16 protein-coding genes are annotated in these 23,582 nt (G+C 66.5%); 9 read left to right on the forward strand and 7 right to left on the reverse strand.

Annotated elements, in window-relative coordinates:
* Nucleotides 1-55: 55 nt before the first annotated feature.
* Both JOF56_RS56670 and JOF56_RS60625 read right to left on the reverse strand, forming a co-directional pair.
* A complete protein-coding gene (locus JOF56_RS56670) occupies nt 56-2,035 on the reverse strand; it encodes a HelD family protein (protein ID WP_209647763.1) in 1,980 nt (659 codons plus the stop codon).
* A 57-nt stretch (nt 2,036-2,092) separates the two neighbouring features.
* On the reverse strand, nt 2,093-3,601 hold the full coding sequence (locus JOF56_RS60625; RefSeq protein ID WP_307855749.1) for a D-alanyl-D-alanine carboxypeptidase family protein: 1,509 nt from the start codon (nt 3,599-3,601) through the stop codon (nt 2,093-2,095).
* A 233-nt stretch (nt 3,602-3,834) separates the two neighbouring features.
* Here JOF56_RS60625 and JOF56_RS56680 point away from each other — a divergent pair, with 233 nt between their 5' ends.
* The 6 genes from JOF56_RS56680 to JOF56_RS56705 all read left to right on the forward strand — a co-directional run bounded on the left by JOF56_RS56680 (nt 3,835) and on the right by JOF56_RS56705 (nt 12,456).
* On the forward strand, nt 3,835-4,842 hold the full coding sequence (locus JOF56_RS56680) for a LacI family DNA-binding transcriptional regulator (protein ID WP_209647765.1): 1,008 nt from the start codon (nt 3,835-3,837) through the stop codon (nt 4,840-4,842).
* A 111-nt stretch (nt 4,843-4,953) separates the two neighbouring features.
* Entirely contained in the window at nt 4,954-6,303 is a 1,350-nt protein-coding gene (locus JOF56_RS56685) for an ABC transporter substrate-binding protein (RefSeq protein ID WP_209647766.1), read from the forward strand.
* Nucleotides 6,281-7,255 carry a carbohydrate ABC transporter permease gene (locus JOF56_RS56690; RefSeq protein ID WP_372448353.1) on the forward strand — a complete coding sequence of 325 codons (975 nt, stop codon included), beginning with the start codon at nt 6,281-6,283 and terminating at the stop codon, nt 7,253-7,255. Before JOF56_RS56685 ends, JOF56_RS56690 begins: the two co-directional genes overlap by 23 nt.
* Nucleotides 7,256-8,125: a carbohydrate ABC transporter permease gene (locus JOF56_RS56695; protein WP_209647767.1), complete on the forward strand. Its 870-nt coding sequence runs from the start codon at nt 7,256-7,258 to the stop codon at nt 8,123-8,125.
* Nucleotides 8,126-8,141: 16 nt separating this feature from the next.
* The gene (locus tag JOF56_RS56700; RefSeq protein WP_209647768.1) at nt 8,142-9,764 is read left to right on the forward strand and encodes a glycoside hydrolase family 13 protein; all 1,623 of its coding nucleotides are present in this window, start codon (nt 8,142-8,144) and stop codon (nt 9,762-9,764) included.
* A gap of 118 nt (nt 9,765-9,882) precedes the next feature.
* On the forward strand, nt 9,883-12,456 hold the full coding sequence (locus tag JOF56_RS56705) for an HET-C-related protein (protein ID WP_209647769.1): 2,574 nt from the start codon (nt 9,883-9,885) through the stop codon (nt 12,454-12,456).
* Here JOF56_RS56705 and JOF56_RS56710 read toward each other — a convergent pair.
* The 4 genes from JOF56_RS56710 to JOF56_RS56725 all read right to left on the reverse strand — a co-directional run bounded on the left by JOF56_RS56710 (nt 12,453) and on the right by JOF56_RS56725 (nt 19,478).
* Nucleotides 12,453-14,411, reverse strand: a complete 1,959-nt coding sequence (locus tag JOF56_RS56710) for an NPCBM/NEW2 domain-containing protein (protein WP_307855750.1) — start codon at nt 14,409-14,411, stop codon at nt 12,453-12,455. The genes JOF56_RS56705 and JOF56_RS56710 overlap by 4 nt on opposite strands.
* Before the next feature lie 10 nt (nt 14,412-14,421).
* Nucleotides 14,422-15,195, reverse strand: coding sequence for a Tat pathway signal sequence domain protein (locus JOF56_RS56715; protein ID WP_209647770.1), 774 nt, complete (start codon nt 15,193-15,195; stop codon nt 14,422-14,424).
* A 36-nt stretch (nt 15,196-15,231) separates the two neighbouring features.
* Entirely contained in the window at nt 15,232-17,985 is a 2,754-nt protein-coding gene (locus tag JOF56_RS56720; RefSeq protein ID WP_209647771.1) for a glycosyl hydrolase family 95 catalytic domain-containing protein, read from the reverse strand.
* Nucleotides 17,986-18,146: 161 nt separating this feature from the next.
* Complete coding sequence (locus JOF56_RS56725) at nt 18,147-19,478, reverse strand: NYN domain-containing protein (RefSeq protein WP_372448354.1); 1,332 nt, start codon at nt 19,476-19,478, stop codon at nt 18,147-18,149.
* 59 nt (nt 19,479-19,537) lie between these two features.
* On the opposite strand from JOF56_RS56725, the gene JOF56_RS56730 reads away from it, so the two are divergent.
* The 3 genes from JOF56_RS56730 (at nt 19,538) to JOF56_RS56740 (ending at nt 21,926) form a co-directional block, all read left to right on the forward strand.
* Nucleotides 19,538-21,241: a DEDD exonuclease domain-containing protein gene (locus JOF56_RS56730; protein ID WP_209647772.1), complete on the forward strand. Its 1,704-nt coding sequence runs from the start codon at nt 19,538-19,540 to the stop codon at nt 21,239-21,241.
* Between the two features lie 94 nt (nt 21,242-21,335).
* Entirely contained in the window at nt 21,336-21,485 is a 150-nt protein-coding gene (locus JOF56_RS56735) for a hypothetical protein (protein WP_209647773.1), read from the forward strand.
* A gap of 153 nt (nt 21,486-21,638) precedes the next feature.
* Nucleotides 21,639-21,926 (forward strand): Lrp/AsnC family transcriptional regulator, encoded by a 288-nt coding sequence (locus tag JOF56_RS56740; protein ID WP_209649112.1) that lies wholly within the window; start codon nt 21,639-21,641, stop codon nt 21,924-21,926.
* Between the two features lie 4 nt (nt 21,927-21,930).
* Here the strand turns inward: JOF56_RS56740 and qcrB are convergent, their stop codons facing one another.
* Nucleotides 21,931-23,487, reverse strand: coding sequence for a cytochrome bc1 complex cytochrome b subunit (gene qcrB / locus JOF56_RS56745; RefSeq protein ID WP_209647774.1), 1,557 nt, complete (start codon nt 23,485-23,487; stop codon nt 21,931-21,933).
* Nucleotides 23,488-23,582: the final 95 nt, after the last annotated feature.

Below are 23,582 nucleotides of genomic sequence, written 5' to 3' on the forward strand. Positions count from 1 at the left end.
CACCCTAGCGTGCACCCCTGACAGTTTTGGGCGGGCTATCGATCTTCCGGACCGATCACCCGGATGGATCACCCAGTTCGGGTACGAGATCGAGTTCCAGCGGGATCGGGCCTGGATGCAGGATGCCCAGACGGTGCGTGGCCCGGGTAAGGGCCACGTAGAGATCGTTGTGGCCGCGGGGTGAGGAGGCCAGGATCGCGGCCGGGTCGACCACCAGGACCGAGTCGAATTCCAGGCCTTTGGCCTCGGTGGGGGTGATCAGGACCGCGTCGGCGTCCGACAGGCGACGCAGGTGGTGATGCGGGGCGATGACAGCCGTGCGGCCCGGCATTGTTCTGAGCTGGGTTGTGACCGCAATAGGGATGTCGTCTGGGGTTGTCCGGACTCGCCACGGCAGGGTGCCGGTTGACCGGATTGACGAGGACGGCTGGATGCCGGGTTGGTGTGCGGCCAGGACTCGGTTGGCGACAGCCATGATCTCGGTGGGGGTGCGGTAGTTCACGGTGAGCTCAGCGAGTTTCCAACGGTCTGCCACGTGCGGTCGCAGGACTGGGTCCCAGGCGGTGGCACCGGCGGGTTCGCTGGTCTGGGCGAGATCGCCGACGATTGTCATGGAGCGGCTGGGGCAGCGGCGCATCAGCATCCGCCAGGCCATCTCGGACAGTTCCTGTGCCTCGTCGACGACGATATGGCCGAAGGTGGCGCCGTCGGCGGTGCCGATCAGGGTGGCGACCTCGTCCAGCAGGGGAATGTCCGCTGGGCTGATCGGCCAGGTGATCACGTCGGTCACCGACAGCGCCGGCCAGATCGAGTCGAGTGCGGTCTGGACGCCGATGTCGGCCAGCAGGCTGTCGCGCAGGTTCATCGCGTCGGTTTTGTCGAGCAGCTGCCTGGGGCCGGTGTCGCTCCAGTCGACCACCACACCGGCCGCCTCCAGGGCACGCAGGTCGGCGTCACTGAGCCGGCCACTGGGGTCACCGCCGTCGAGCGCCTCACCGGTCTCGGTGAGCACCACGGCTTCCATCCGCGCGGTCATCCGGGCCGCGAGCAGGGCGATGATCTCCTGCTGGAACACGAGCCGCGCCTGGTTGTGCGGCAGGCCTGCACGACGCGACTGGTGGACAGCCTTGCGGCATTCCTCCGGGTCGAGCCGCAGCACCTCGCGCTCGAACTCGATCACCACTGCGTCGTCGGGGATCGTGACCCGCCTGCGGACCGCGGCCGCCAGCTTGCCGGCCATGGCGGCCTCGCCCTTGCGCCGCGCGGCCTCGGGTGTGTCCGGACGTTCGATCGACGCCTTGGGATACAGCTCGGTGATGGTCGCGGTCACGACACTGTTCTCACCGAGACCGGGCAGCACCTGACCGATGTACTCGAGGAAGATCCGGCTGGGCCCGACGACGAGCACGCCACGGCTACGCAGATGCTGATGTGTGTAAAGCAGATGTGCGACGCGGTGCAGCGCGACCGCCGTCTTGCCCGTCCCGGGACCGCCTTGCACAACCAGTACGCCAAGATGCGGGTCGCGGATGATCCGGTCCTGTTCGGCCTGCAGGGTCGTGACGATGTCGGACATGTGCGCGGTCCGGCCTGCAGTCACAGCCGCGAGTAGCGCCGCGTCACCCGTCAGCCCGTCTCCCCCGGTGCCGTCCAGGACCTCGTCATTCAGGTCGACGACCGTACGGCCGCGTGTGGTGATGCGTCGGCGGCGCAGAACGCCTTCTGGTGCTGCGGCGGTGGCGGTGTAGAACGGCCGCGCCACGGGTGCGCGCCAGTCGATCAGCAGCGGCTCGTCGTCCGATTCGCGAAACAGGCCGATCCGTCCGATGTAGACGCGGCGGCCGTCGGCCAGGTCGAGCCGGCCGAAGCACAGCCCGTCGGCCACCGCCTCCAGCCGCGCCACCTCACCGGCCCACCAGGCCCGGTCAGCGGGGTCGGAATCGCTCAGATGACGAGTGGCGTCGGCGTGCAGTTCGTCGAGTCGTGCGTACAGGGTCGCCAGGTGGTCTTGTTCCAGGGAAATCTGCGCGGACACCCGGCCGAGAGTGCCGGTCGGGACAGCAAAGAAACAGTCTTGTTCTTTGCCGCCGCGTCAGTCGCCACCGAATTCCCAGTGCCAGGGCTCTTCACGGCCACGGCCTGGCAAGGCCCAGACAGGATTCGACCAGCCGTAGCGGCCCGCGTTCGCCCGTAGCCACGCGTATTCAGGCGTGCCGTACGACTGCGCACCGCCGCACAGGTCGACCGCCAGGCCCCAACCGTGGTTGCTGGTCCCCGGCACAGCGGCGAGCGCAGGCTTCACGCCGTACAGCCGGACCTGCTCGTCGAATGTGCGGTACGAGTCGGTGACGCATACCGTCCGTCCGAAAGCCGCCGAGAACTCTGCGGCAAGCGCTCGGAACGCCTGCGCCGCGTCACAGCGGAGCGCGTGTGTACCAATACCTACGCCGCAAAGAGCAGTAGGCGGGATGAGACCGTTCGGGTAGCCGCTCCAACCCCCGGACGGCAGATCCACTCCCCCGCATCGCCACACCAGACCGTTGTCCGTGCGCTGTGGCACAGGCTGCGCCGGACGGCGAGGCAACGCAGGCCGCGCGTACCCAAGCACGCTTGGGGGGATATCGGTGACGACAACACCAACGAGCCGAGCGTCCGCCGTGATCATCGTGCGTGGGTCGAGGGCGACACCGACGCTCTGCACGCCGTACCGTTCCGGCCCGACGAATACGAGGTCACCCGGCTGCGGGTCAGGCACAGGCTGCAGCACAGCCATCTGCTCCGCCGCCGACCCCGCAAGACCGTAGATCGATCGCGTCAGACCGTCACACGAGTACGCATCCGGGCCGTCACCTCTCGGAACATACGGTTTGCCAAGCGCTCCCACCGCTGCGGTGACGGCCTGAATAGTCACAGCAGGCAGCACAAGCAATCGTTCGCCTGACTGCAGTGTGGCTTCGAAAGCGTCCGCGCCCGGCTTGATCCCCGCGACGGCCAGTTTGTCGGTGTAGGCACGCCAATTCGTTGCCGTCTGTTCGTTGCGGGTGCGTTGGGCCTGCTGCATCGCCACGACGGCGGCGTTGGCGGACGCCAGCTTGCCCCGGAACTCACTGGTGATCGCGGCTGCCCGGTTGGTCGCGTCGCCATTGCGGCGATCCAGATCCGCCTTGCGATCGGTGGCGGCCTTCGCGGCGGCTTCCGCGGCTTGTTCAGCGGTGACAGCGGCTTCACGGCGGCGAGTCGCGCCGGTGAGTTCCTTGGCCTCGGCTTCCTGCACCCGGGCCATCAGGCTGGAACCGTCCAGGAAGTCCTCCGGCGAACGGGCCAGTAGCAGTACCTGCAGCTGGTTGGGTCGGCCGAAAGAGCCGAAGAGCGCCGAAACGTACTGGTCGACGTCCGCCTGACGAGCCCGCACAGCCTCATCGGCCTGTTCCCGCACGGTCCGCGCAGTGCCGAGCGCGGCCGATGCGTCCTGCAGAGCCTGCTCGGCGTTGTGGATCTCACCGGCGAGCGAGCCGAGCTCCCGCTGGACATCCGAGGCGGTCCGCTGCAGTTCGGCGACCTTCGAATCGGCGAACGCCTCGCCAGGCCGGGCGTCCGGCACGACAGCGCCCGGCGCAACTCCTGCTTCCTGCCCTGCTTCGTACTGTGGCTGCGCTTGCAGAACAACGACAGCAGCGATTGCAGCAGCAGCGCAGACCCGCAACCCTCACGCCTTCCTCGTCAGCCCTCACCAGGAACAACGCGGGCCGCGCGAAACAGTCACGGCCACAATTCAGTGAACGTGACTGCAAATGGCCGCAAGCCGAGTGCAAGCTTTGTCATATAGTTGCGACCATGACGCGAAGACTTGCTGAGGTTGCCCGGAAGGTTGGGGTGAGCGAGGCGACTGTGAGCCGTGTGCTCAACGGGAAGCCAGGTGTCTCGGAGAGCACCCGGACCGCCGTGCTCACCGCCCTTGACGTGCTCGGATACGAGCGCCCCACCCAGCTGCGCGGTGAACGTGCCCGCCTGGTCGGGCTCGTCCTGCCGGAACTGCAGAACCCGATCTTCCCGGCGTTCGGCGAGATCATCGGCAACGGCTTGGCGCAGCAAGGTTTCACGCCCGTGCTGTGCACCCGGACAGCGGGCGGCGTGTCCGAGGCGGACTACGTCGAACTGCTGTTGCAGCAGCACGTCTCGGGTGTCGTGTTCGCCGGCGGTCTGTACGCGCAGGCCGACGCGAGCCACGAGCACTACGGCCGGCTCACTGAGCGGAACCTGCCGACCGTGCTGGTCAACGCGGCCATCGAGCACCTGGGTTTCCCCAGGGTGTCGTGCGATGACGCGGTCGCGGCCGAGCAGGCGCTGACGCACCTGATCTCGCTGGGCCACACCCGGGTCGGGATGGTGCTGGGCCCGAGGGATCACGTTCCGTCCCAACGCAAACAGGACGCGTTCGCAGCCGCAGCCAAGGCCGCGGACCTCGCGGTGGAGCCGGACTGGTTCGAGCACGCCATGTTCTCCCTGGAAGGCGGTCAGGCCGCGGCCGCGCGCCTGGTCAAGCGCGGGATCACCGGTATCGTTTGCGCAAGCGATCCGCAGGCGCTCGGCGCGATCCGCGCGGTACGCAGGCAAGGCTTGTCGGTCCCGCAAGATGTTTCAGTGATCGGTTACGACGACTCGGCGTTCATGAACTGCGTCGATCCGCCGCTGACGACCATCCGCCAGCCGATCGAGGCGATGGGCCGCGCCGCGGTCGACCTGCTCACGATGCAGATCAATGGCGCCTCGGTGACCGACGAGGAGTTGCTGTTCGAGCCGGAACTGGTCGTGCGCGGCTCGACCGCGCCCCGAGCGAGGTGAGCTGTTCGTTACTTGCGAAATCTCATCGACATATTGCGGTCGCTCGTTCGAACCTCTTAAGGTGAGCGCCATCACACAGCGTCGTTTTACAGCTGAGATGAGGCGCTTGCCATGCACAGAACCCTCACCGGCCTGGTCATCGTCGCGGCCTTATGCCTGTCGGCCTGCGGGACCCCGGCGCAGGATCCACCTGCCGCCGCGGGCAAGGTGAGCATCACGGTCACCGGCCAGCCGCCGACCAGTCAGGCGGTCGAACGCAAGCTGTTCGACCAGGAGGTGGCCGAGTTCGAGGCGGCCAACCCGAACATCGACATCGTGCCGCACGAGGGGTTCATGGACCCCAAGACCTTCTCGGCCAAACTCGCCGGCGGCCAGCTGGAGGACGTCTACTACGTCTACTTCACCGACCCCGCCACGATCATCGCCCGCCGGCAGGCCGCCGACATCACCGAGGCGGCCAAGGACCTGCCGGTGCTCAGGCAGCTGCAGCAGCCTCTGATCGACATCTTCAAGGACCGCACCGGCAAGCTGTACGGCCTGCCCACGGCGAACTACTCGATGGGCCTGCTCTACAACAAGACCCTGTTCGCCAAGGCCGGTCTGGACCCGGACAAGGCGCCAGCCACGTGGGACGAGGTCCGCGACGCCGCGAAGAAGATCGCCGCACTGGGCAACGGCACGGTCGGATTCGCCGAGGCGAGCAAGAACAACCAGGGTGGCTGGCACCTGGTCACCTGGTCGTACGCCATGGGCAGCCAGATCGCGCGCCAGCAGGGCGAGAAGTGGACCGCCGACTTCAACAACAGCAAGGTCAAGCAGGCCCTGCAGCAGTTGAAGGACATGCGCTGGACCGACGGCTCGATGGGTGAGAAGCAACTGCTCGAAGCCACTGACCTGCAACGGATGATGGGCGCCGGCCAGCTGGGGATGTACCTGGCCGCCCCGGAAAACGTGCCTGTGCTGGTCAAGGAGTTCAAAGGCCGCTATGAGGACTACGGCGTCGCCGCGATGCCTGGTGGGCATGCAACCCTGCTCGGCGGCGAAGGCTACATGATCAACCCGAAGGCGTCGCCGGAGAAGATCAAGGCCGGGCTGACCTGGATCCAGTGGAAATACCTCAACCCGGACCGGATCGAGACTCAGATCAAGCGTTACCTGGACGAGAAGCAGCCGATCGGCCTGCCCGCGATCCCGACCCCGGACATCTGGACCGGTGACGTCCGCGCCCGGCAGACCGAGCTGAAGACCAAGTACGCCAACGTCCCGCAGAAGAACTTCCAGTCCTATCTGGACGGGAACACCAAGCTCAAGGGCAACCTCGAGCCGCCGAACGCCCAGCAGGTCTACGCCGTGCTCGACAGCGTGATGCAGGGTGTGCTGACCAACAAGGACGCCGACATCGACCAGTTGCTGTCCGACGCGGAAGCCAAGGTCAACAGTGCCCTCGCTCAAGTCAAGTGAGGCTCCGACGGCCTGCGCAGTCTCCCCGGCCGGCCCGCTGAGTCCGGTCGAGGAGACACCGGCAGTCAAGACCACCACCCGGCTGCGCCGGAAGCTCAACGACAACCTCACCGCTTACGGCCTGCTCGCGGCGGCACTGGTGGTCTTCGCACTGTTCTCCTGGTACCCGATCGTGCGTGGCATCCTGTTGTCCTTCCAGGAGGTCAATTTCGTCGATCCGCCACGCTGGGTCGGGTTCGAGAACTTCGAAAGGCTGTTCGCCGACCCGTTGTTCGGCAGGGCGTGGCTGAACACGCTGGAGTTCACCGCGATCGCGCTGGTGCTGGGGTTCGCTGTGCCGTTCGTGACCGCGGTGCTGCTCAACGAACTGCGGCACGCCAAGGCGTTCTTCCGGATCGCGGTGTACCTGCCGGTGATGCTGCCGCCGGTGGTCGTGGCGATGCTCTGGAAGTGGATCTACAACCCGGGCCCTGGTCTGGCCAACGCGGCCCTCGGCTCAGTCGGGCTGCCGGCGAGCGCGTGGCTGGATTCCTCAAGTACCGCAATGGTCTCGCTGGTAATCGTGTCCACTTGGGCCAATATGGGCAGCACCACGTTGATCTACCTCGCGGCGTTGCAGACGATCCCTGGTGAGCTCTACGAATCGGCCGAACTGGACGGCGCCGGGCTGTTCAAACGGCTGTGGCATGTGACCATCCCGCAGACGAAGTTCGTGCTGCTCGTGTTGTTGCTGTTGCAGGTCGTGGCCACCATGCAGGTGTTCACCGAGCCGTACGTGATGACCGGCGGCGGCCCGGAGGACTCCACAGTCACCGTGTTGCTGTTGTTGTACCGCTATGCCTTCACCTACAACGACTTCGGCTCAGCGAGCGCGATGAGCCTGTTGCTACTGGTCGCCCTGGGCATCTTCTCCGGGCTGTACCTGAAGCTGACCAGAGCGAGGAGCGAGTAGATGCGCACCTTGATCTCCCCGGCACAACTGCGTACCCCCAGGGGCAAAGCCATTTACTGGCTGGTGTTCACCGTGGTGATGCTGTTGTTCGTGGCCGCGTTCGCCTTCCCGATGTACTGGGCCGTCACCGGCGCGATGAAGGACCCAGCCGAACTTGCCCGCACGCCTCCCACCGTGATCCCCGATCAGTGGCATCCGGAGGCCTGGGGTGAGGCCTGGTCACGGCTGAACCTGCTGACATACTTCGGCAACACCGTGCTCGTGGCGGTCGGCGCGTGGCTGATCCAGCTCGCCGTCGACGTGCCCGCCGCGTACGCACTGTCGAAGCTACGACCGGTGCTGGGCAACAAAATCCTGGCGCTGATGCTCGCGACCCTGATGGTGCCGGCGTCCGCGCTGCTGGTGCCGACCTACGTCACCATCACGGATCTGCCCGTCTTCGGCGTCAACCTGATCAACTCACCGGCCGCGATCTGGTTTCCCGCCGCGGCCAACGCCTTCAACATCTATCTGTTGAAACGTTTCTTCGACCAGATCCCCGGTGAGCTGCTCGAGGCGGCGGTGCTGGACGGTGCCGGCCAGCTGCGCATCCTCTGGCGGATCGTGCTCCCGATCTCCAGGCCGATTCTCGCCGTCGTCTCGATTCTCGCGATCGTGGCCGCCTGGAAGGACTTCATCTGGCCGCTGCTGGTGTTCCCCGACCCCGCCAGGCAGACCTTGTCGGTGGCCCTGCAGCGCATGGAGATAGACATGCCGCTCAACCTTCTGCTGGCCGCGCTCGTGCTGGCCAGTGTGCCGATGGTGGCGCTGTTGCTGTTCTTCCAGCGTCACATTCTGGCCGGCCTGACCGCCGGCAGCCTCAAGGGCTGACAGGGAGGACCCAACCGTGTCCGTTTCCGATCTTTCCCCGGACGCGTCCACCGCATGGTGGCGTGGTGCGGCGATCTACCAGGTCTACATCCGCAGTTTCGCGGACGGCAACGGCGACGGCATCGGCGATCTGGCCGGTGTGCGCACGAAGCTGCCGTATCTGGCCGACCTCGGCATCGACGCGATCTGGTTCTGCCCGTGGTACCCGTCCCCGATGGACGACGGCGGATACGACGTCTCGGACTACCGCGACATCGAACCGTCCTTCGGCACGCTGGCGGAGGCCGAGCTGCTCATCGCCGAGGCGCACGAACTGGGTATCCGGATCATCATCGACATCGTGCCCAACCACTGCTCCGACGAACACCCCTGGTTCCGGGCGGCGCTCGCCGCGGGCCCGGGATCGGCTGAGCGGCAACGGTTCTGGTTCCGGCCAGGCCGGGGCGAGAACGGCGAGCTGCCGCCGAACGACTGGCAGTCGCGGTTCGGCGGCCCGGCCTGGACCCAGGTTGGGGACGGCGAATGGTTCCTGCACCTCTACAGCTCGCGGCAGCCGGACCTGAACTGGACCAACCCCGAGGTGCACACGGAGTTCATCGACATCCTGAAGTTCTGGTTCGACCGCGGCATCGACGGCTTCCGGATCGACGTGGCCGACGGGTTGATCAAGGACCCGCGGTTGCCGGATGTGCACGGGGCGACCACCGGCCAGCTGCCGTTCTCCGACATGGACGGCGTGCACGACGTCTACCGCGAATGGCGCAGGATCTCCGACTCCTACCCGGGCGAGAGGATCTTCGTCGGCGAGATGTGGCTGCCCGACCCGGTCCGGTTCGCCCGCTACCTGCGGCCCGACGAACTGCATTCGGGGTTCAACTTCGATTTCCTGTCCTGCCCGTGGGACGCCAAGCGGCTGCGCGAGGTCATTCAGTCCAGTATGGACTCCCACGCACCGGTCGGCGCCCCGCCCACCTGGGTGTTGTCGAACCATGATGTGACCAGGCACGTCACCCGGTACGGCCGGTCGGGCGACACCGGATTCGAGTTCGCCGACCGGCGCCACGGCACACCCGTGGACCGCGAGCTGGGCACGCGCCGCGCTCGCGCAGCCGCGTTGCTGACCATGGCGTTGCCCGGCGGCGTGTACGTGTACCAGGGCGAAGAGCTTGGCCTCTGGGAGATCGAGGACATCCCGGACGAGCTGCGCCAGGACCCGGTCTTCGAACGGACCAAGCACGCCGACCCCGGCCGGGACGGCTGCCGTGTCCCGATCCCTTGGGGTGGAACACAACCACCGTTCACCTTCGGCACGGGCGACACATGGCTGCCGCAGCCGCAGGAGTGGGCGGGCTACACCGCGGAGGCCGAGGCCGCCGACCCTGGCTCCATGCTTTCCTTCTACAAAGCCGCATTGCGCATTCGCCGGGACGAACCGGGGCTCGGTGACGGCGAGATGAGCTGGGTTGTGTCGCTGGCCGACGTGATCGCGTTCACCCGTGGCCCGGGGTTCACGTGCGTGGTGAACCTGTCGAGCGAACCCGTCACGTTGCCACGGCACGAATCAGTCCTGCTGGCCAGCGGGCCGATCTCGGACGAGATGCTTGCGCCGGATACCGCAGTGTGGCTGCGTACGTTCTGACGAATCGCCCCTAAGGGCAGCAACGGCTTCCCTTCCGGTCCGCTGGGCAGCCATACGGTCGCTTGGCTCCGTACAACAGGATGGGAATGTATTTGACCGTTTCATGGAGGGGTCTGACATGGCTGCACGTGAGCGGACGTCCCGGGGGCTGACATCCGACGAAAGTGCTGCCATACCGGAACAGTCACGCGAGCCGGGCCCCGGCGCCCGGATGGTGTTCGACCTGCAGGCAAAGGCAGGCAACGCCGCGACAACCGCAGCCGTCCAACGGATGATCACAGTGCAGCGATTAGAGGCGCCCATGCACGAGGCCGCCGAGCGGCAGGGCCTGACCTCGCAGGCAAGCGGTGCGCGGGCGGCGCAAGGGCTGACCGACGAGGAAGCCAGTGCCGTCTATCGGGGCAACTGGATGCGTGACGTCAACCAGGCTCTTGTACCGCTTGTGGTGCGGCACATGCCTCCCGAGGCGGCGTTCGCGGCGTTGTCCTACATGGCGGCACGGAAGTTCGGCATGGCGATGACGCCCGAGCAACTCGGGTACTACATCCCGGCCGAACACATCGACAGCCCGGCCGGGCTGACCAACCAGGACGACGTGCTGCCCCGCCAGCCCGGGATCGCCGCGCCCCGGGTGCCCGGTGCCCAGGACCGGCCGGACCCTTACATCACACCGCAGGAGAACCTCAACCCCTCGACCGCGCCCAACCTGTTCGCCGTGGACCAGGCCGGTGTCGCCGGATGGATCAGGCGCACCGACGAGCACGTCGAACGAAGGCTGGAACTCGCGGCCAGACGTGGCCGCAATCCGGACGGCATGCTGCACTTCGGTGCGGCACTGCACGCGATCGAGGACCTGTTCGCGCACTCGAACTGGGTCGAGATGGCGGTCAACAAGGTGCTCGCTGACAATCCCGGCCTCGTGCCGTCGCTCAGCGGGTCGGCCAGGCAGGCCTTCACCTACTCGGTCGAGCAGACTGTGCGGACGCAGGGTGGCCACGCGGTGCGCCGCCCGGTGCTGATGACCGGGTCGTTCACCGGTGGCGACACACAGGTGTCGTTGGCGAGCGAGTTCGGCAAATTCCTCAGCAACCCGTTGCCTCCCGCACCCGGCGGGGCTGAGCGAGACGCACAGCGCCGCATGGTTTCAGTGCTGCTGCGTACTTTCGAACAGCAGCTCAGCTCGAATCCGGATTTCCGCACCGGAGTACGGCGTGTGCTTGAGCAGAACGGCGTGCCGGGCGTGGTCGCGTCGGCGCTGGAGAGCGCCCCGCTGGAGGCCATCTACAACCTCACCAACATCCCCATTCCCGACGCGATCAGGGAACGTGTGCTCAACCCGATCCAGGACTTCATCCACGGCCTGGTCTCCACGCACATCCTGCAGCCGATCGGCAACCAGGTCATGTCGGAAGGCATCAACGCCCGGGTGTCGGACACCAGCCTGGTGAATGTCCTTCGCCAGCAACAACAGGCGGCCGCCGCGCCGGTGGGCCCGGGAAACACCCAGGCCGATCACGATTCCGCGGTACGGCACGTGGACGCACTGCAGCACACGCCGGAACGGGTGGTCGCCGGGCCGACCCACAGCCAGATCGCCAAGGACCACGCCAACAGCCCGTTCTTCGGGCTGGCATTCCGGATGGCCACCGAGGCGGTCCGGCGGATGCGGGAACGGATGGTGGTCGCGTGGGCCGCCCTCGACGGTGGGCACACCACGCCGTTCGACTTCTCCCGAGGGCACTTCCCCGCGGTATCACCCAACGACCGCGAAGAGACCACCCAAGCCCGGGACCTGTACGACGAGACCCGCGCCCGACGCGACCGCGCCGCAAGGGAATCGCTGACGACAGGCAACCGCATCGTCGCCGAAGGCGGCCTCGCGGAAGGAATGGGCGTGTTCAAGCCGTACGACATCGCGGCCATGCGGGCAGACTCGTCGTCGCAAGTACGAGCCATCGCGGTGGGACTGCGTGCGTTGCACGGAAGTCCAGCCCAGGTCGCATCGGCCTTGGCCATGATCAACGGGGTGCTGTCGCGATACGGCCAGACCAACGAGCGGCTTTCCCGTGCTCGCGAGGCGATCGACAGGGCCGCTGCCGGTGTCCGGTCCGGTGGCGGCCAGGCATCCAATGCCGTTGCGTTGGACGCGTTGGCCACCGAGATCGACGGCTACGCGTCGACCATCAACACTGCCACCACCCATGCATCCAGGGAGGACGTCAACAACGATCTGCGGGCAGCGCGTGACCGGGCGGTGCGGGAGGTCGCAAACTCTCCGAGCGCCCGGTCCGCACTGGCTCTCGCAGTCATCGCCCTGATCGATCGGCAGATTGCCGACACGGCACCCGCGTACACCGGTGAGCAGCGCGCCATCCTGGAAAGCGGTCAGACGGACAGGTTCCGTGAACACACTGGGCCGCGGGGCGACCTGCCCCGGGCGGTGATCGACCTGGGACCTGCGTCCCGCGCGACCGACCCAGCCTGGCATGGCGGAGTCCGCCCACCAGAGGTTGTCGCTGTCATCGAGGAATCCCGGCTCCTGATGAACCACCCGTACGAGAGCACGTGGTGGGTGCCTATCGTCCGCGAGCACATCGGCCGTAACCAACAGCAGATCGCCGCCGACATCGAGGCCCGTAACGCCGGGTACGCCGTGCTGCGGCGCCCCGGCGAACGGGATCATCAGCATTAGCAGGTGAGAATCGGCTCTGCCCAGTCGCCACGGTCGTAGCTGTTGGTGTCACCGCCATCGGTGACGACCAGGCGCAGGTAGGTCGCGCCCGCGATCTGACCGGTGATCGAGATCGGGTCGTCACGCCAGGTCCGGACGCCGCTGTCGGCGACCTTGGTGCCGTCGGCCCAGATCTGGAACGACGCGGTCCCGGTTTGACGTGCGTCGTCACGGTCGTCGTCGATGCCCACGATCGAGGTCACAGCCGAGCAGTTGCCGCCGACGTAGTAGACGATCTCGGTCGGGGCGTGCGCACCCATGCCCTTGGCATACGTCCTTCCGTTGATGGTCAACGGCTTTCCATCCCGCGGCTGCCAGCCACCGTTGGACATGTCCCGTTCGACCGGCCCGTAACCGCCGCTTTCCCAGGCCGAGCGGACGTCCCCGAGGACGAGCGACCCGCGGGGGATCTCGGGCGGCACGATCAACTCGGCTCGCTGGAGCACCGAGGCGCCACCGAAATCGACTCCGCCGGTCAGTTCCGGTGTCCCGGTCGCGGCCGGTGTGACCCGCCATCGCCCGGATATCGACTCACCGGTTCGCAGAACCCACTCACGTGGCTGGTTGAGCGCTTCGACCTGCCAGCCAGGCGGTGCCGTCAGCCGGACACGAGGGTCGATCACCGGGACCACCGCGTGGTTGGTCGCCGTGACAGTCACCTCGAACGGACGCCCGGCCGGGGTGATGTTGGCCGGGATGCCAGGTGTCGACGTCGTGAGCTGCAGGCCGGCGCTCACCAAAGGCTCTGCCTGCCACCACTTCGCGGTGGAAACCCGGTACACCACGGTGCCGTGCGGCGGAACTACTGCGGAGAGTTCCCCGGCGGTCTGAAAGTCTTTGTGCTGCCAGAGATCCCTGGCGACATAGCCAGGCCGTCGAGGCAGGCCGAGCGCGGCAGCCGATGTGCCGATGGTGGTGGCTGTGGCGTTCTCGTTGAACAGCGCGACTGCCTTGTCGCCGTTGGCCAACGGTTTCACGAACACCCATTTGCCGTCTGCCTGGGACAGCACGCGGGCCTGGACACCTAGCCGGTCCTGGTCGAGTGCGATGACTTCCTTGTTGCGCAGGATGTCCAGGCTCGCGGGTGAGATCTTGCGCAGATCCGCGCCGATCAGCAGGGGTGCCGCCATCATCGCCCACAGGCTGAAATGCGACTTGTACTCGGTGTCGGTCATGCCGCCGTTGCCGACTTCGAGCATGTCCGGGTCGTTCCACGCCCCCGGCTTGGCGTACGGCGCCAGCGGGGCGTTCTTCTTCAGCAGTTCCACGACCTTGGGCCAGGTGTCGTTGATGTCACCGGTGGTGCGCCACAGGTGGCCGATGTCCGCGCCCCACTCCCACGGTTTGTTCTGGCCCCATTCACAGATCGAGAACACGATCGGCCGGCCGGTCTTCTTCAGCGCGTCCCGCATTTTCGTGTACCGCTCGAGCGCGGGCCGGTTCTCGTTGTTGCAGTTGTCGTACTTGAGATAGTCCACGCCCCAGTCGGCGAAGGTCTGGGCGTCGATCTGTTCGTGATCCAGTCCGCCGGGCATGGTCTTGGCGCAGGTCTGCGTACCGGCACTGGTGTAGATCCCCAGCTTCAGGCCCTTGGAATGGACGTAGTCGGCGATCGCCTTGATACCGCTGGGGAATCGCTCCGGGTGGTGGGTCAGCCTGCCGGACGCGTCGCGTTGCGGCGCCGCCCAGCAGTCGTCGATGTTCACGTACTCGTAGCCGGCGTCCTTCAGACCGCGGGAGACGAAGATGTCCGCGGTGTCCTTGATCAGCTTCTCGTCGATCGCGCAGCCGGTCGCGTTCCAGTTGTTGAACCCCATCGGCGGGGTCAGCGCGAGGCCGTCCGGCAGCGCCTGGGCCGGGGCGGCGGGGACTGCCACAAAGGCAGCCCCCAGCGCGAGCGCTACAAGCGTCTTCACCGATCTCCTCTCAGACAAGCTGGTAGGCCTTGTAGTTGCGGATCAGCTGGTAGGTGTTCTGCAGCCCGGAACTCTCGATGCTGCGGTAGATGCCCCACTTGGGCCGCAGGTAGTTCTTGTCCCGCCAGAGGTCCACGTTGGTCGTACGGCCGCTTCCCCGCACAGTGCCGCCTTCCTTGAAGGTCCAGGCGAGGTAGCCGCCGCTGTTGGACGCCTTGAACTCGAACTCCACGTCGATCCACTTGTTCTGCAGCGGCGCGTAGTCGCCGACGATGTGCTCGGTGTTCGCGTCGTTGTCCTTGAGCGTGAGAATGGTCAGCGTCGGCTTGCTCTTCGCCCGTGGCGTGAGCGTCCAGAGTGGACCACCGACGTCCTGCACCTTCATCTGCATGATGTGCGAGAACTTGGTGGTCGCGGTCAGCGAGCTGGGCCAGAACGCCTGGTAGGACAGCCGCCAGGTGGTGTCCTTGTTGATTTTCAGGACGCTGCCGTTCGAGCGCATGCCTTTGCACTCGTTGCGCTGCCGGTCCGAGCCGTCCCGGTCCCGGGTGTGCATGTCGAACCGGTAGTGGTCGCCTTCGACATAGATGTGCTTCGTGCCGGAGTGCGAGTTCGCCCGGTCGTCTTCCAGTCCTTCGAACGCGTTCAGGCCGTCGGTGGCCGGATTCGGGCTCCAGCGCAGTTGCCATTCCGCAGCCGACGCCGTGCCTGCGCCGACGGCCAACGCGCCCACGGCCCCGGCTCCCAGGGCGAGTGCGCGGCGACGGTTGATGTTCTCGGTCATTCTTGCCTCCTTGGGCAGGGTGGAGGCGGCGGAGGTTTACTTCGGTTTTTCCAGGGTGATCGCGAACAGATGCGGCCTGGGCGTTGCCGCACCGGGAAGCGTGATGGACACCAGCTGTTTGGCGGGGTCGAGCGGGATCTTCTGGTGGAAGATCGACAGCCGCACTGGTTGCGGCCCAGTGCGGGCGTGCATCTGGCTGGTACGCAAGGCTTCCGTCTCACCGAACGCGGGCGATGTACGCCAGTCCGTGATCTGCAACGGAACCTGGCTCGTTCCGTCCGCGTAGGTGATCGTCATGGAGCGGTTGGTGTTTCCGTTGTCGCTGGCCGCCAGCAGATGCAGAGTCATGTAGTTGCCGGGTGGCAGCGTGATGGTCTGCGCGGCAGGGATGACGTTGTTCGGCGTGCCTTCACTGCCGTTGACGAACTCGAACGGGATGCCGTCGTCGGTCGTCTGGCCGGTCTGCGGGAGTTGCGCGGCGGGATACGTGTTGCCCGCGCCGTCGAAGTCGCCGTCTCCCATGTGGAACTCGCTGGTGATCGCGTCGTTGTTCAGCGCCGCGGCCAGGTCCACGATCACTGTCTGGCCGCCGTCAGGCAGCGCGGGCAGGCCCCACCTGGGCGCTGGGGTGCTGATCGGGACCGGGCCGATGCCGAGATCCGGGCTGGGCCCGTGAACCAGGACTTCCCCGCCTCGCTCCAGGTCGATCTCAAGGGTGCCGTCGGGCAGTTGCCGCCAGCTTCTCGCACCGCGGACCTGCAACGGCCCCTCGATGCCCGGCCTGAGTTTCAACGGCTGCCCGGCAAGGCTGCGGACCCGCACGAACTGGGTCCTTCCGTCCTTTTTGGATGCGGTGACCAGGAAGGCGCCCTCGGTCCGGAAGTCCTGCAACGCCGCGTCCCGCCAGCTCGCCGGCAGCGCGGGGAAGATCCTCAGCACACCGCCCCAGCTCTGGCACAGCATGTCGTGCAACGACTGCGCGCCGGACAGAGGCGTCTCGATGACCGGGCCTGCCTCGAAGTACATCGTGTTGGCCTGCGCGAAGCGAGCCACGAACTCCCTGAGGTACTTCAGCGCGTCGTCGCCCTTGCCTAGGCCGGCCGAGATCGAGGACGCACCGGTGAAGCTGTAGCCGCGCAACGCACCCTCGAAGCTGATCCAGTGGTCCAGCGACCGCTCGATCAGCTCGCGCCGCTCCGGCTGCTCGCCGTTGACCAGGTACAACGGGTACACCGCGAGCATGTGCGAGTAGTGCCGGTGCGACTTGGCGAACGGCACACCCGTACCGATCATGAACCCGTTCTGGTCGACCGGATAGTCGACGAGCTTGTCCAGGACTTCACGCCACTTCGGCGCCAGCGGGTCGTCCGCGGTGAGTTCCAGCAGGGTCCGGCAGCTCCAACGGATCAACGCCAGGTCGTAGTTGCAGTCGGGGGCGGTGCCGTACTCCGGCGAGAACGTGGGCGCGAGATGCAGCCTGCCGTCCATGCCCACGCTGAGGAAGTGCAGGTAGTAGTTCATCGCTTTGCGCAGCGTGGGTACGAGCACCTCGTCACGGATGCGTTCGTCCATGCTGTGCCGGTAGTTCAGCCACACGTTGTGCAGGATCCACGGCAGGTCACCGATCTCCGGGTCCGGCGAGGAGAACCCTGGGGCACCGACAAAACCCGCGTCGTCGAACTGTGCGTCGGTGCTCCGGCGCACCCCCATCGAATCGCCCCGGAACTGTGGCCGGAGCGCGTCGATCAGGATCCTCTGGGTGTCCTTGATCGTCCGCGGGATCGGGTCGAGTTCGAGGTGGTTCGAGCCGTACGCCGGCCAGTATTCAAGCTGGACGTTGAGGTTGTTCCACAATGACGGCCACGGTGTGGGCTCGATCCAGGGCCCGGTCGTCGCCATGATCGGGCCGGTTTCCCGCGACGCCGACGCGAGCTTGTACAGCTGGATCCAGTAGAAACTCTGCAGCAGCGAGTCCGGGATGGACAGAAAACTCCTCTGGTAGAAGGCGTGCCACCACTGCTGGTGCTGCTGCCTGAGCAACCGTTCCGGCCCAGCGAATTTGACCGCTTGACGTACCGCGGCCTCAGCGTCCTTCTTGTGCGCCACCGAGAGCAGGAGCGTCCGGCCACGGGTCCGGTACGCGGTTGCGGTCGGCCCGCCCGCGATCATCGGCTGGTTGACGATCGTGATGTCCCGCTCGGTTTTGGTCACCGCAGGCGGGTTGCGCGGGAAGTTCGCCGGCGGGTTCTCCCGGATCGTGCGCGGGCTCAGCGCCTCAGCCGGCTGGAACTCCACCTCGCAGTCACCGTCGACCTCCAGCACAAGCAGATCGGTCGTCGCGTGCACGAACAGCTTGAGCCCGATCTCACCCTTGTCGGTGAGGATCCTGCCGTTGAGCTCGGCGTCGTACAGGTGCAGCCTCAGGTCGACGCCGGTGATCTGCGCCTTGGGTTTGAGCAGCAGCTTGCCGACCGCAAGCCGCGCCACGCCCCACTCGTTGCCGAACTGCGGCCGGTGATCCTGGACCTGGCTGTGGTCCACGGTGATCCGGATCGCGTTGGCCCCAGGCTCCTTGTAGAGCGCGGCCGCCAGAAACCCGTTGCCCAGAAACGGGCCCTCGTACCAGGCACGCGGAATCCGCTGCCACACCATGTCCTGCGCACCGAGGAAATCGGCCCAGTGAAGATCATCCTGGCTAAGGCCCTGTTCGGCATTCGCGGTCGCGGGCAAAGCCCCGAACACCGCCCCAGCGGCGGCCCCGCCCAGCAGCCCGCGCCTCGAGATCCGCATCCGCACTCCACACTGAGTCAGGCCCGAAAGATCGGATGTCTAGCCAAACCCGACTGTATGGAAACGCTTTCGGTCAGTCAATAACCCGCCAACAAGCAGCACTTCACGTGGATGAACCCACAGGTAGTCCCGTTAAAAAGATCGGATGTACACGTTTGCAATCACACGCGGCCGAGGCGGGACAGCAGCACCGCCGAGGGCACGGGGTGAGCACCCCGGCGCCGGACCGAGTCGGCCACCGCGCGGTCGGACGTCACCACGACGACCGGACGGCCCTCGGGCTCGGCCGCGACCAGAGCGCGGATGACGTCGTCAGCCAGCACACCTGGGTCGCTGAACAAGACCCGGACTCCGCGAGGGGCCGCAGCAGGCACAGCGACCACGCCGGCGCCGTCGAACACGAGGGTGACCTCGGCTGATGTGCGCGCGGCGAGCGAGGCCAGTTGATGCGTCAGACGATCGCGTTGATCGGCGAGAGGCAGGTCTGGGTAGCCGGTCTTCGTGACGTTGTAGCCGTCGACCACGAGGTGCACCGACGGCAGCGCGAGCAAGCGGTCCAACGCGGCCGGGTCTTCGACGCGACCGACCGTGCCCTGGGCTGCTGTGGCGCCACGGACCAGGTCTGCGGGGCGTGGGCCGCCTCCGCCCAAGGCCAGTTCGCGGCGAAGGCCGGTGACGGCTCCGTCCAATGTGTCCACCAGCAGGGCGAGACGGACTTCGTCGGCCTGGCGGGCTTCGCGGGCGGATTGACGAGCGACTTCGGCATCGGACTCCGCGCGGCGGGCCTTCTTGCGTTCGGTTTCCGCACGCTCGCGTTCGCGATCGCGTTGGGCTGTGAGGTCGGCGAGCTGGGCTGCTACCTCGGTGCGGAGGCGTTCCATCTCGTCGGCGGCTGCCGCGGCTGCGTCCTTGGCTTCGCGGAGTTTGACGCCTTGTTCGCGCAGACGTTTGCGCAGACGGTCCAGCTCTACTTCGGCGTCGGCTCGGATGATGTCGGCCGCGCCCTGGGCTATCTCGAGTTCGCCGCGGGTCTGTTTGAGTTCGTTCTCCAGACGGTCGGCGCGCGTCAATGCTGAGTCGCGCTCGGCGCGCAACACCGCGTCACCGGCGCGGCGGGAGACGAGCTCAAGGTAGTGGATGGCTGTTTCGTCGCCCATCAGCACAGCTGCGGCCGCCGCGGAGACAGGCTCGGCACCGCTGACTTCGAGCGCGCCGGGCCTGTGCTCACGGCACCACTCGACGACGGCCGTACGGAAGCTGGTCGAGTCACGCAGCGCGACCATGATGGACGCCCCACCGAGGCGGGCGCGTTTGGCCGGCGCGAACTTCGCCACGGCGCGCAGCGACTGCGGGATGTCCACCCTGTTGAGGCCGCTGATCGCCTCGGCACCTATTTCGGCCAGCCTGGAGCGGACAGCATCCGGAATGCCGTCCCAGTCCATCTCGGACGACTCGACGAGCTCGTCGGTTTCGTCCTGCTCCTGCGGCGCCATCCCTCCAGGTTAGTTGGCCGGAGCGGAATTGTCGGTGTGGACCCTTAGTGTCCCGCTCGATGAGCACGCAGCTTTCGTTCGACGAACTGGGCACGCCCCTGCGCACCACCACTTTCGTGGTCTTCGACCTGGAGACGACCGGTGGCAGCGCCGAGCAGGACGCGATCACCGAGATCGGCGCGGTGAAGGTGTGCGGCGGCGAGGTGGTCGGCGAGTTCGCCACGCTCGTGGACCCCGGCCGGGGCATCCCGCCGGAGATCGTGGCGATCACCGGGATCACCGACGCCATGGTCTACCAGGCGCCGACGCTGGAAACAGTGTTGCCGGCGTTCCTGGAGTTCGCCGCGGGCTCGGTGCTCGTGGCCCACAACTCGGGCTTCGACGTCGGTTTCATCAAGGCCGCGTGCCAGCGCTACGGCTACCACTGGCCGCGCCCAGCAGTCGTCTGCACGGTGCGTCTGGCGCGACGCGTGCTCAGCCGTGAGGAGGCGCCCAGCTGCCGCCTGTCGGCTTTGGCGACGCTGTTTCGGGCAGGCACCACGCCCATCCACCGCGCCCTCGCCGACGCGAAAGCGACCGTCGACGTGCTGCACGGCCTGCTCGAACGCGTCGGTTCGGTCGGCGTGCAGTCGCTGGAGGAGCTGCTCGACTTCATCCCCGAGGTCACGCCTGAGCAGCGCCGCAAGCGCACCCTCGCGGCCGATCTGCCGGACACGCCTGGCGTGTACTTGTTCCGCGGCCCCAAGGAGGAGGTGCTGTACGTCGGCACGGCATCCAACCTGCGCCGACGCGTCCGCCAGTACTTCACGGCCAGCGAGACCAGGCGTCGCCTGCGGGAAATGGTCGCCCTAGCCATCCGCGTCGACTCCGTCACCTGCGCGCACGCCCTCGAAGCGGAGGTCCGTGAGTTACGTCTCCTAGCCGCGCACAAGCCCGCGTACAACCGTCGCTCGCGCAACAAGCACGAAGCGTGGTGGCTGACGCTCACTGAGGAAGCCTTCCCCAGGCTCTCAGTGGTGCGTACGCCCCGTGACGGCGCGGTCGGACCGTTCCGGTCTCACCGCTCAGCAGAGAGCGCCGCAGCGGCCTTGCAGGAGGGCACGGGCATCCGTCCGTGTTCGCAACGCATCCCCGCCCGCTCCCCCAAGGGCACGCCGTGCGTCTTGGCGGAGATAGGTCGCTGCGCAGCCCCATGCGCCGGGCACCAGACCGTCGAGGAGTACCGGCCGTACATCTCGTCACTGCAAGAGCTCGTCGCAGGACACCGCGTGGACGCCTTGTGGCGCGTCGCCGGGCGCCTCTCACACCTGTCCGAAGCCGAACGTTTCGAACAGGCCGCCGAGGGCCGTGACCGCCTCGCAGTGCTTGTGCGCGCCTTGGACCGTGGCCAACGCCTCGCCTCACTCGCGGCGATCACCGAGCTCGTCGCTGCCCGCCCCGACGGCACCGGAGGCTGGGATTTCGCCGTCGTCCGCCACGGGCGCCTCGCCTCCGCAGGCAGCGCACCCCGCGGCGTCTCCCCCATGCCCGTCGTCGAGATGCTCGTCTCCTCCGCCGAGACCGTCATCCCCGAACCCGGCCCGCTCTTCGGCGCCCCACACGAAGAGGTCGGAGCAGTCCTGCGCTGGCTCGAACGCCCCGGAACGCGAATGGTCCGCTGCACCACCCCCTGGACCGTCCCCGCAGCCGCCGCGGCCAGCTGGCGTCCGTGGCTTGACCGCGCCGAATCCGCTCGCAGCCTGGTCGGCGGCCTGCCGGACTAGGGCGTCCACATTGATCAGCAGCGACCGGTCAGGAAAGAGCGATCTGGAGCGGGGTTCTGGATCACACCTGGTTGTTGTTGGGTACGATGGCCAAGTGTCGGAACCCGAAGGTTTCGGGTTCGCGCATATCTGGCTTGTGATGCCTCGCAAGCACGTCACCGTCCGCGGTGGTTGGCTTTACCGCCAGAGTGGCGGGGTGGCACCGCAGGCGGATGTGCGCGTGTGGTCGACATTCCGCAGGTGATGGCCGACACCATCACGATCCTGCGGACAGTGGACGGCCACCAACGGTCCAGACTGCCGGACCAGGACTCCAGTACCGGCTTGCCGATGCGGAGAGCGAAAGATCCAGACCAATGCTCCGCGATGAGCAATGATCAGGAAGCAGGACAGCCAGGTGATCAAGGCGATCGTGATGATCCAGGTCAACGCGGACAGCATCCCGGAGACCGCACAGGCCATCGCCGACGTCGACGGCGTCACCGAGGTGTACTCGTGCGCCGGCGACGTCGACCTGATCGCCATCGCGCAGGTGACCGAACACGAGCAGCTGGCATCCCTGATCCCCGGCCGGATCAGCAAGATCCCAGGCGTGGTCGCGACCGACACGCACATCGCATTCCGGTCCTACTCACGCCAGGACACCGAGGCCGCGTTCGCGATCGGCTCGGAATCCAGCGACTGAACACCTACTGCCGCTCCAGGGCCCGGGTCTCTTCGACCGGGTCCGGAGTGAGCAGCGAACCGGCGACCGGGCGTCCCGCGGAACCGAGCTTGTTCATCTTCTTCGGCACGGCTGTGCCCTGATATTTCAAATCCGTGCCGAGCGGCTGATGCAGCTCGATGAACTCGCCGTGCGGCAACCGCTTGATGATGCCGGTCTCCACACCGTGCTCCAGCACCTCACGGTCCGCGTGCTGCAGACCGAGGCAGATCCGGTACGTGATCGCGTACACCAAGGGCGGCAGCACAAGCAGCCCGATCCGGCCCATCCAGGTCGTCGCGTTCAACGAGATGTCGAACTTCTCCGCGATCACATCGTTCGCCGCGGACAGCAACAACACCATGAAGTACGTGATGGCCATGGCGCCCAACGACGTCCGCACAGGCACATCACGCGGTCGTTGCAACAGGTTGTGCCGTGCGTAGTCCTTTGTGAACCTTCGCTCGATCCACGGGTAGGCCGCGGCGATACCTGTCAGCAGAGGCAGTCCCAGGATGAACGGGAAGAACGCCGCCGGGATCGTGTAGTCCCCGAGAGAGATCTCCCATGCCGGCCACAACCTCAGCAAACCGTCGGTCCAGCCCATGTACCAGTCGGGCACCGTGCCCGCGGAGACGTGTGAAGTGTTGAAGGGGCCGAAGTTCCAGATCGGGTTGATCTGGAAGAACCCGCCCAGCAACGCGATCACGCCGACCACGATCGCGAAGAACCCACCGGCCTTCAGTGAGAAGTACGGCATGATCCGCACACCGACGACGTTGGTCTCTTTTCTCAGCACACCAGGGAACTGCGTGTGTTTCTGGTACCAGACCAGCCCGACGTGCACCGCTATCAAGGCCAGGATGATGCCCGGGATCAGCAGGATGTGCGCGGTGTACAGCAGCGGGATGACTTCCTCGCCGGGGAACTCACCCCGGAACAACAACCAGTTCACCCAGGTCCCGATCACCGGAATCGACATGATCAGACCCGACGTGACCCGCAGGCCCGCACCCGACAGCAGGTCGTCCGGCAGCGAATAACCGCTCAGGCCCTCGATCGTGCCGAGCAGGAACAGCAGGATGCCGATGACCCAGTTCGTCTCACGCGGCTTGCGGAACGCACCCGTGAAGAACACCCGGAACATGTGCAACACCAGAGATGCCATGAACAGCAGCGCCGCCCAGTGGTGCACCTGACGCACGAACAAACCGCCACGCACGTCGAACGACAAGTTCAACGCCGTCTCATAGGCCCGCGACATCTCCAGGCCACGCAGGTTCACAAACGAACCCTGATACTCCACATGCTGCATCGACGGATCGAAGAACAAAGCCAGATACGTCCCCGACAACAGCAACACGATGAAGCTGTACAGAGCGACTTCACCCAGCAGGAACGACCAGTGCGTCGGGAAGACCTTGTTCAACTGACGCCGCAGGCCACCGGCCGCGTGCAATCGCTCATCCGCCCAGTCGCCTGCGGCGGCCGCGGTCTTGGCGGCCCGGTTCTGTCCCTTTGTCGGTGTGGTCAACCCACTCATCGGCGCCTCCCCAGGTCCCCCACTTCCATTCTGGATCCCGGAAAGCACCAGACCAGGGACCTAGGTCCCGAACAGACCAGGACCCCCTCCCGGGC

Source organism: Kibdelosporangium banguiense, from assembly GCF_017876405.1.
Lineage (GTDB): Bacteria > Actinomycetota > Actinomycetes > Mycobacteriales > Pseudonocardiaceae > Kibdelosporangium > Kibdelosporangium banguiense.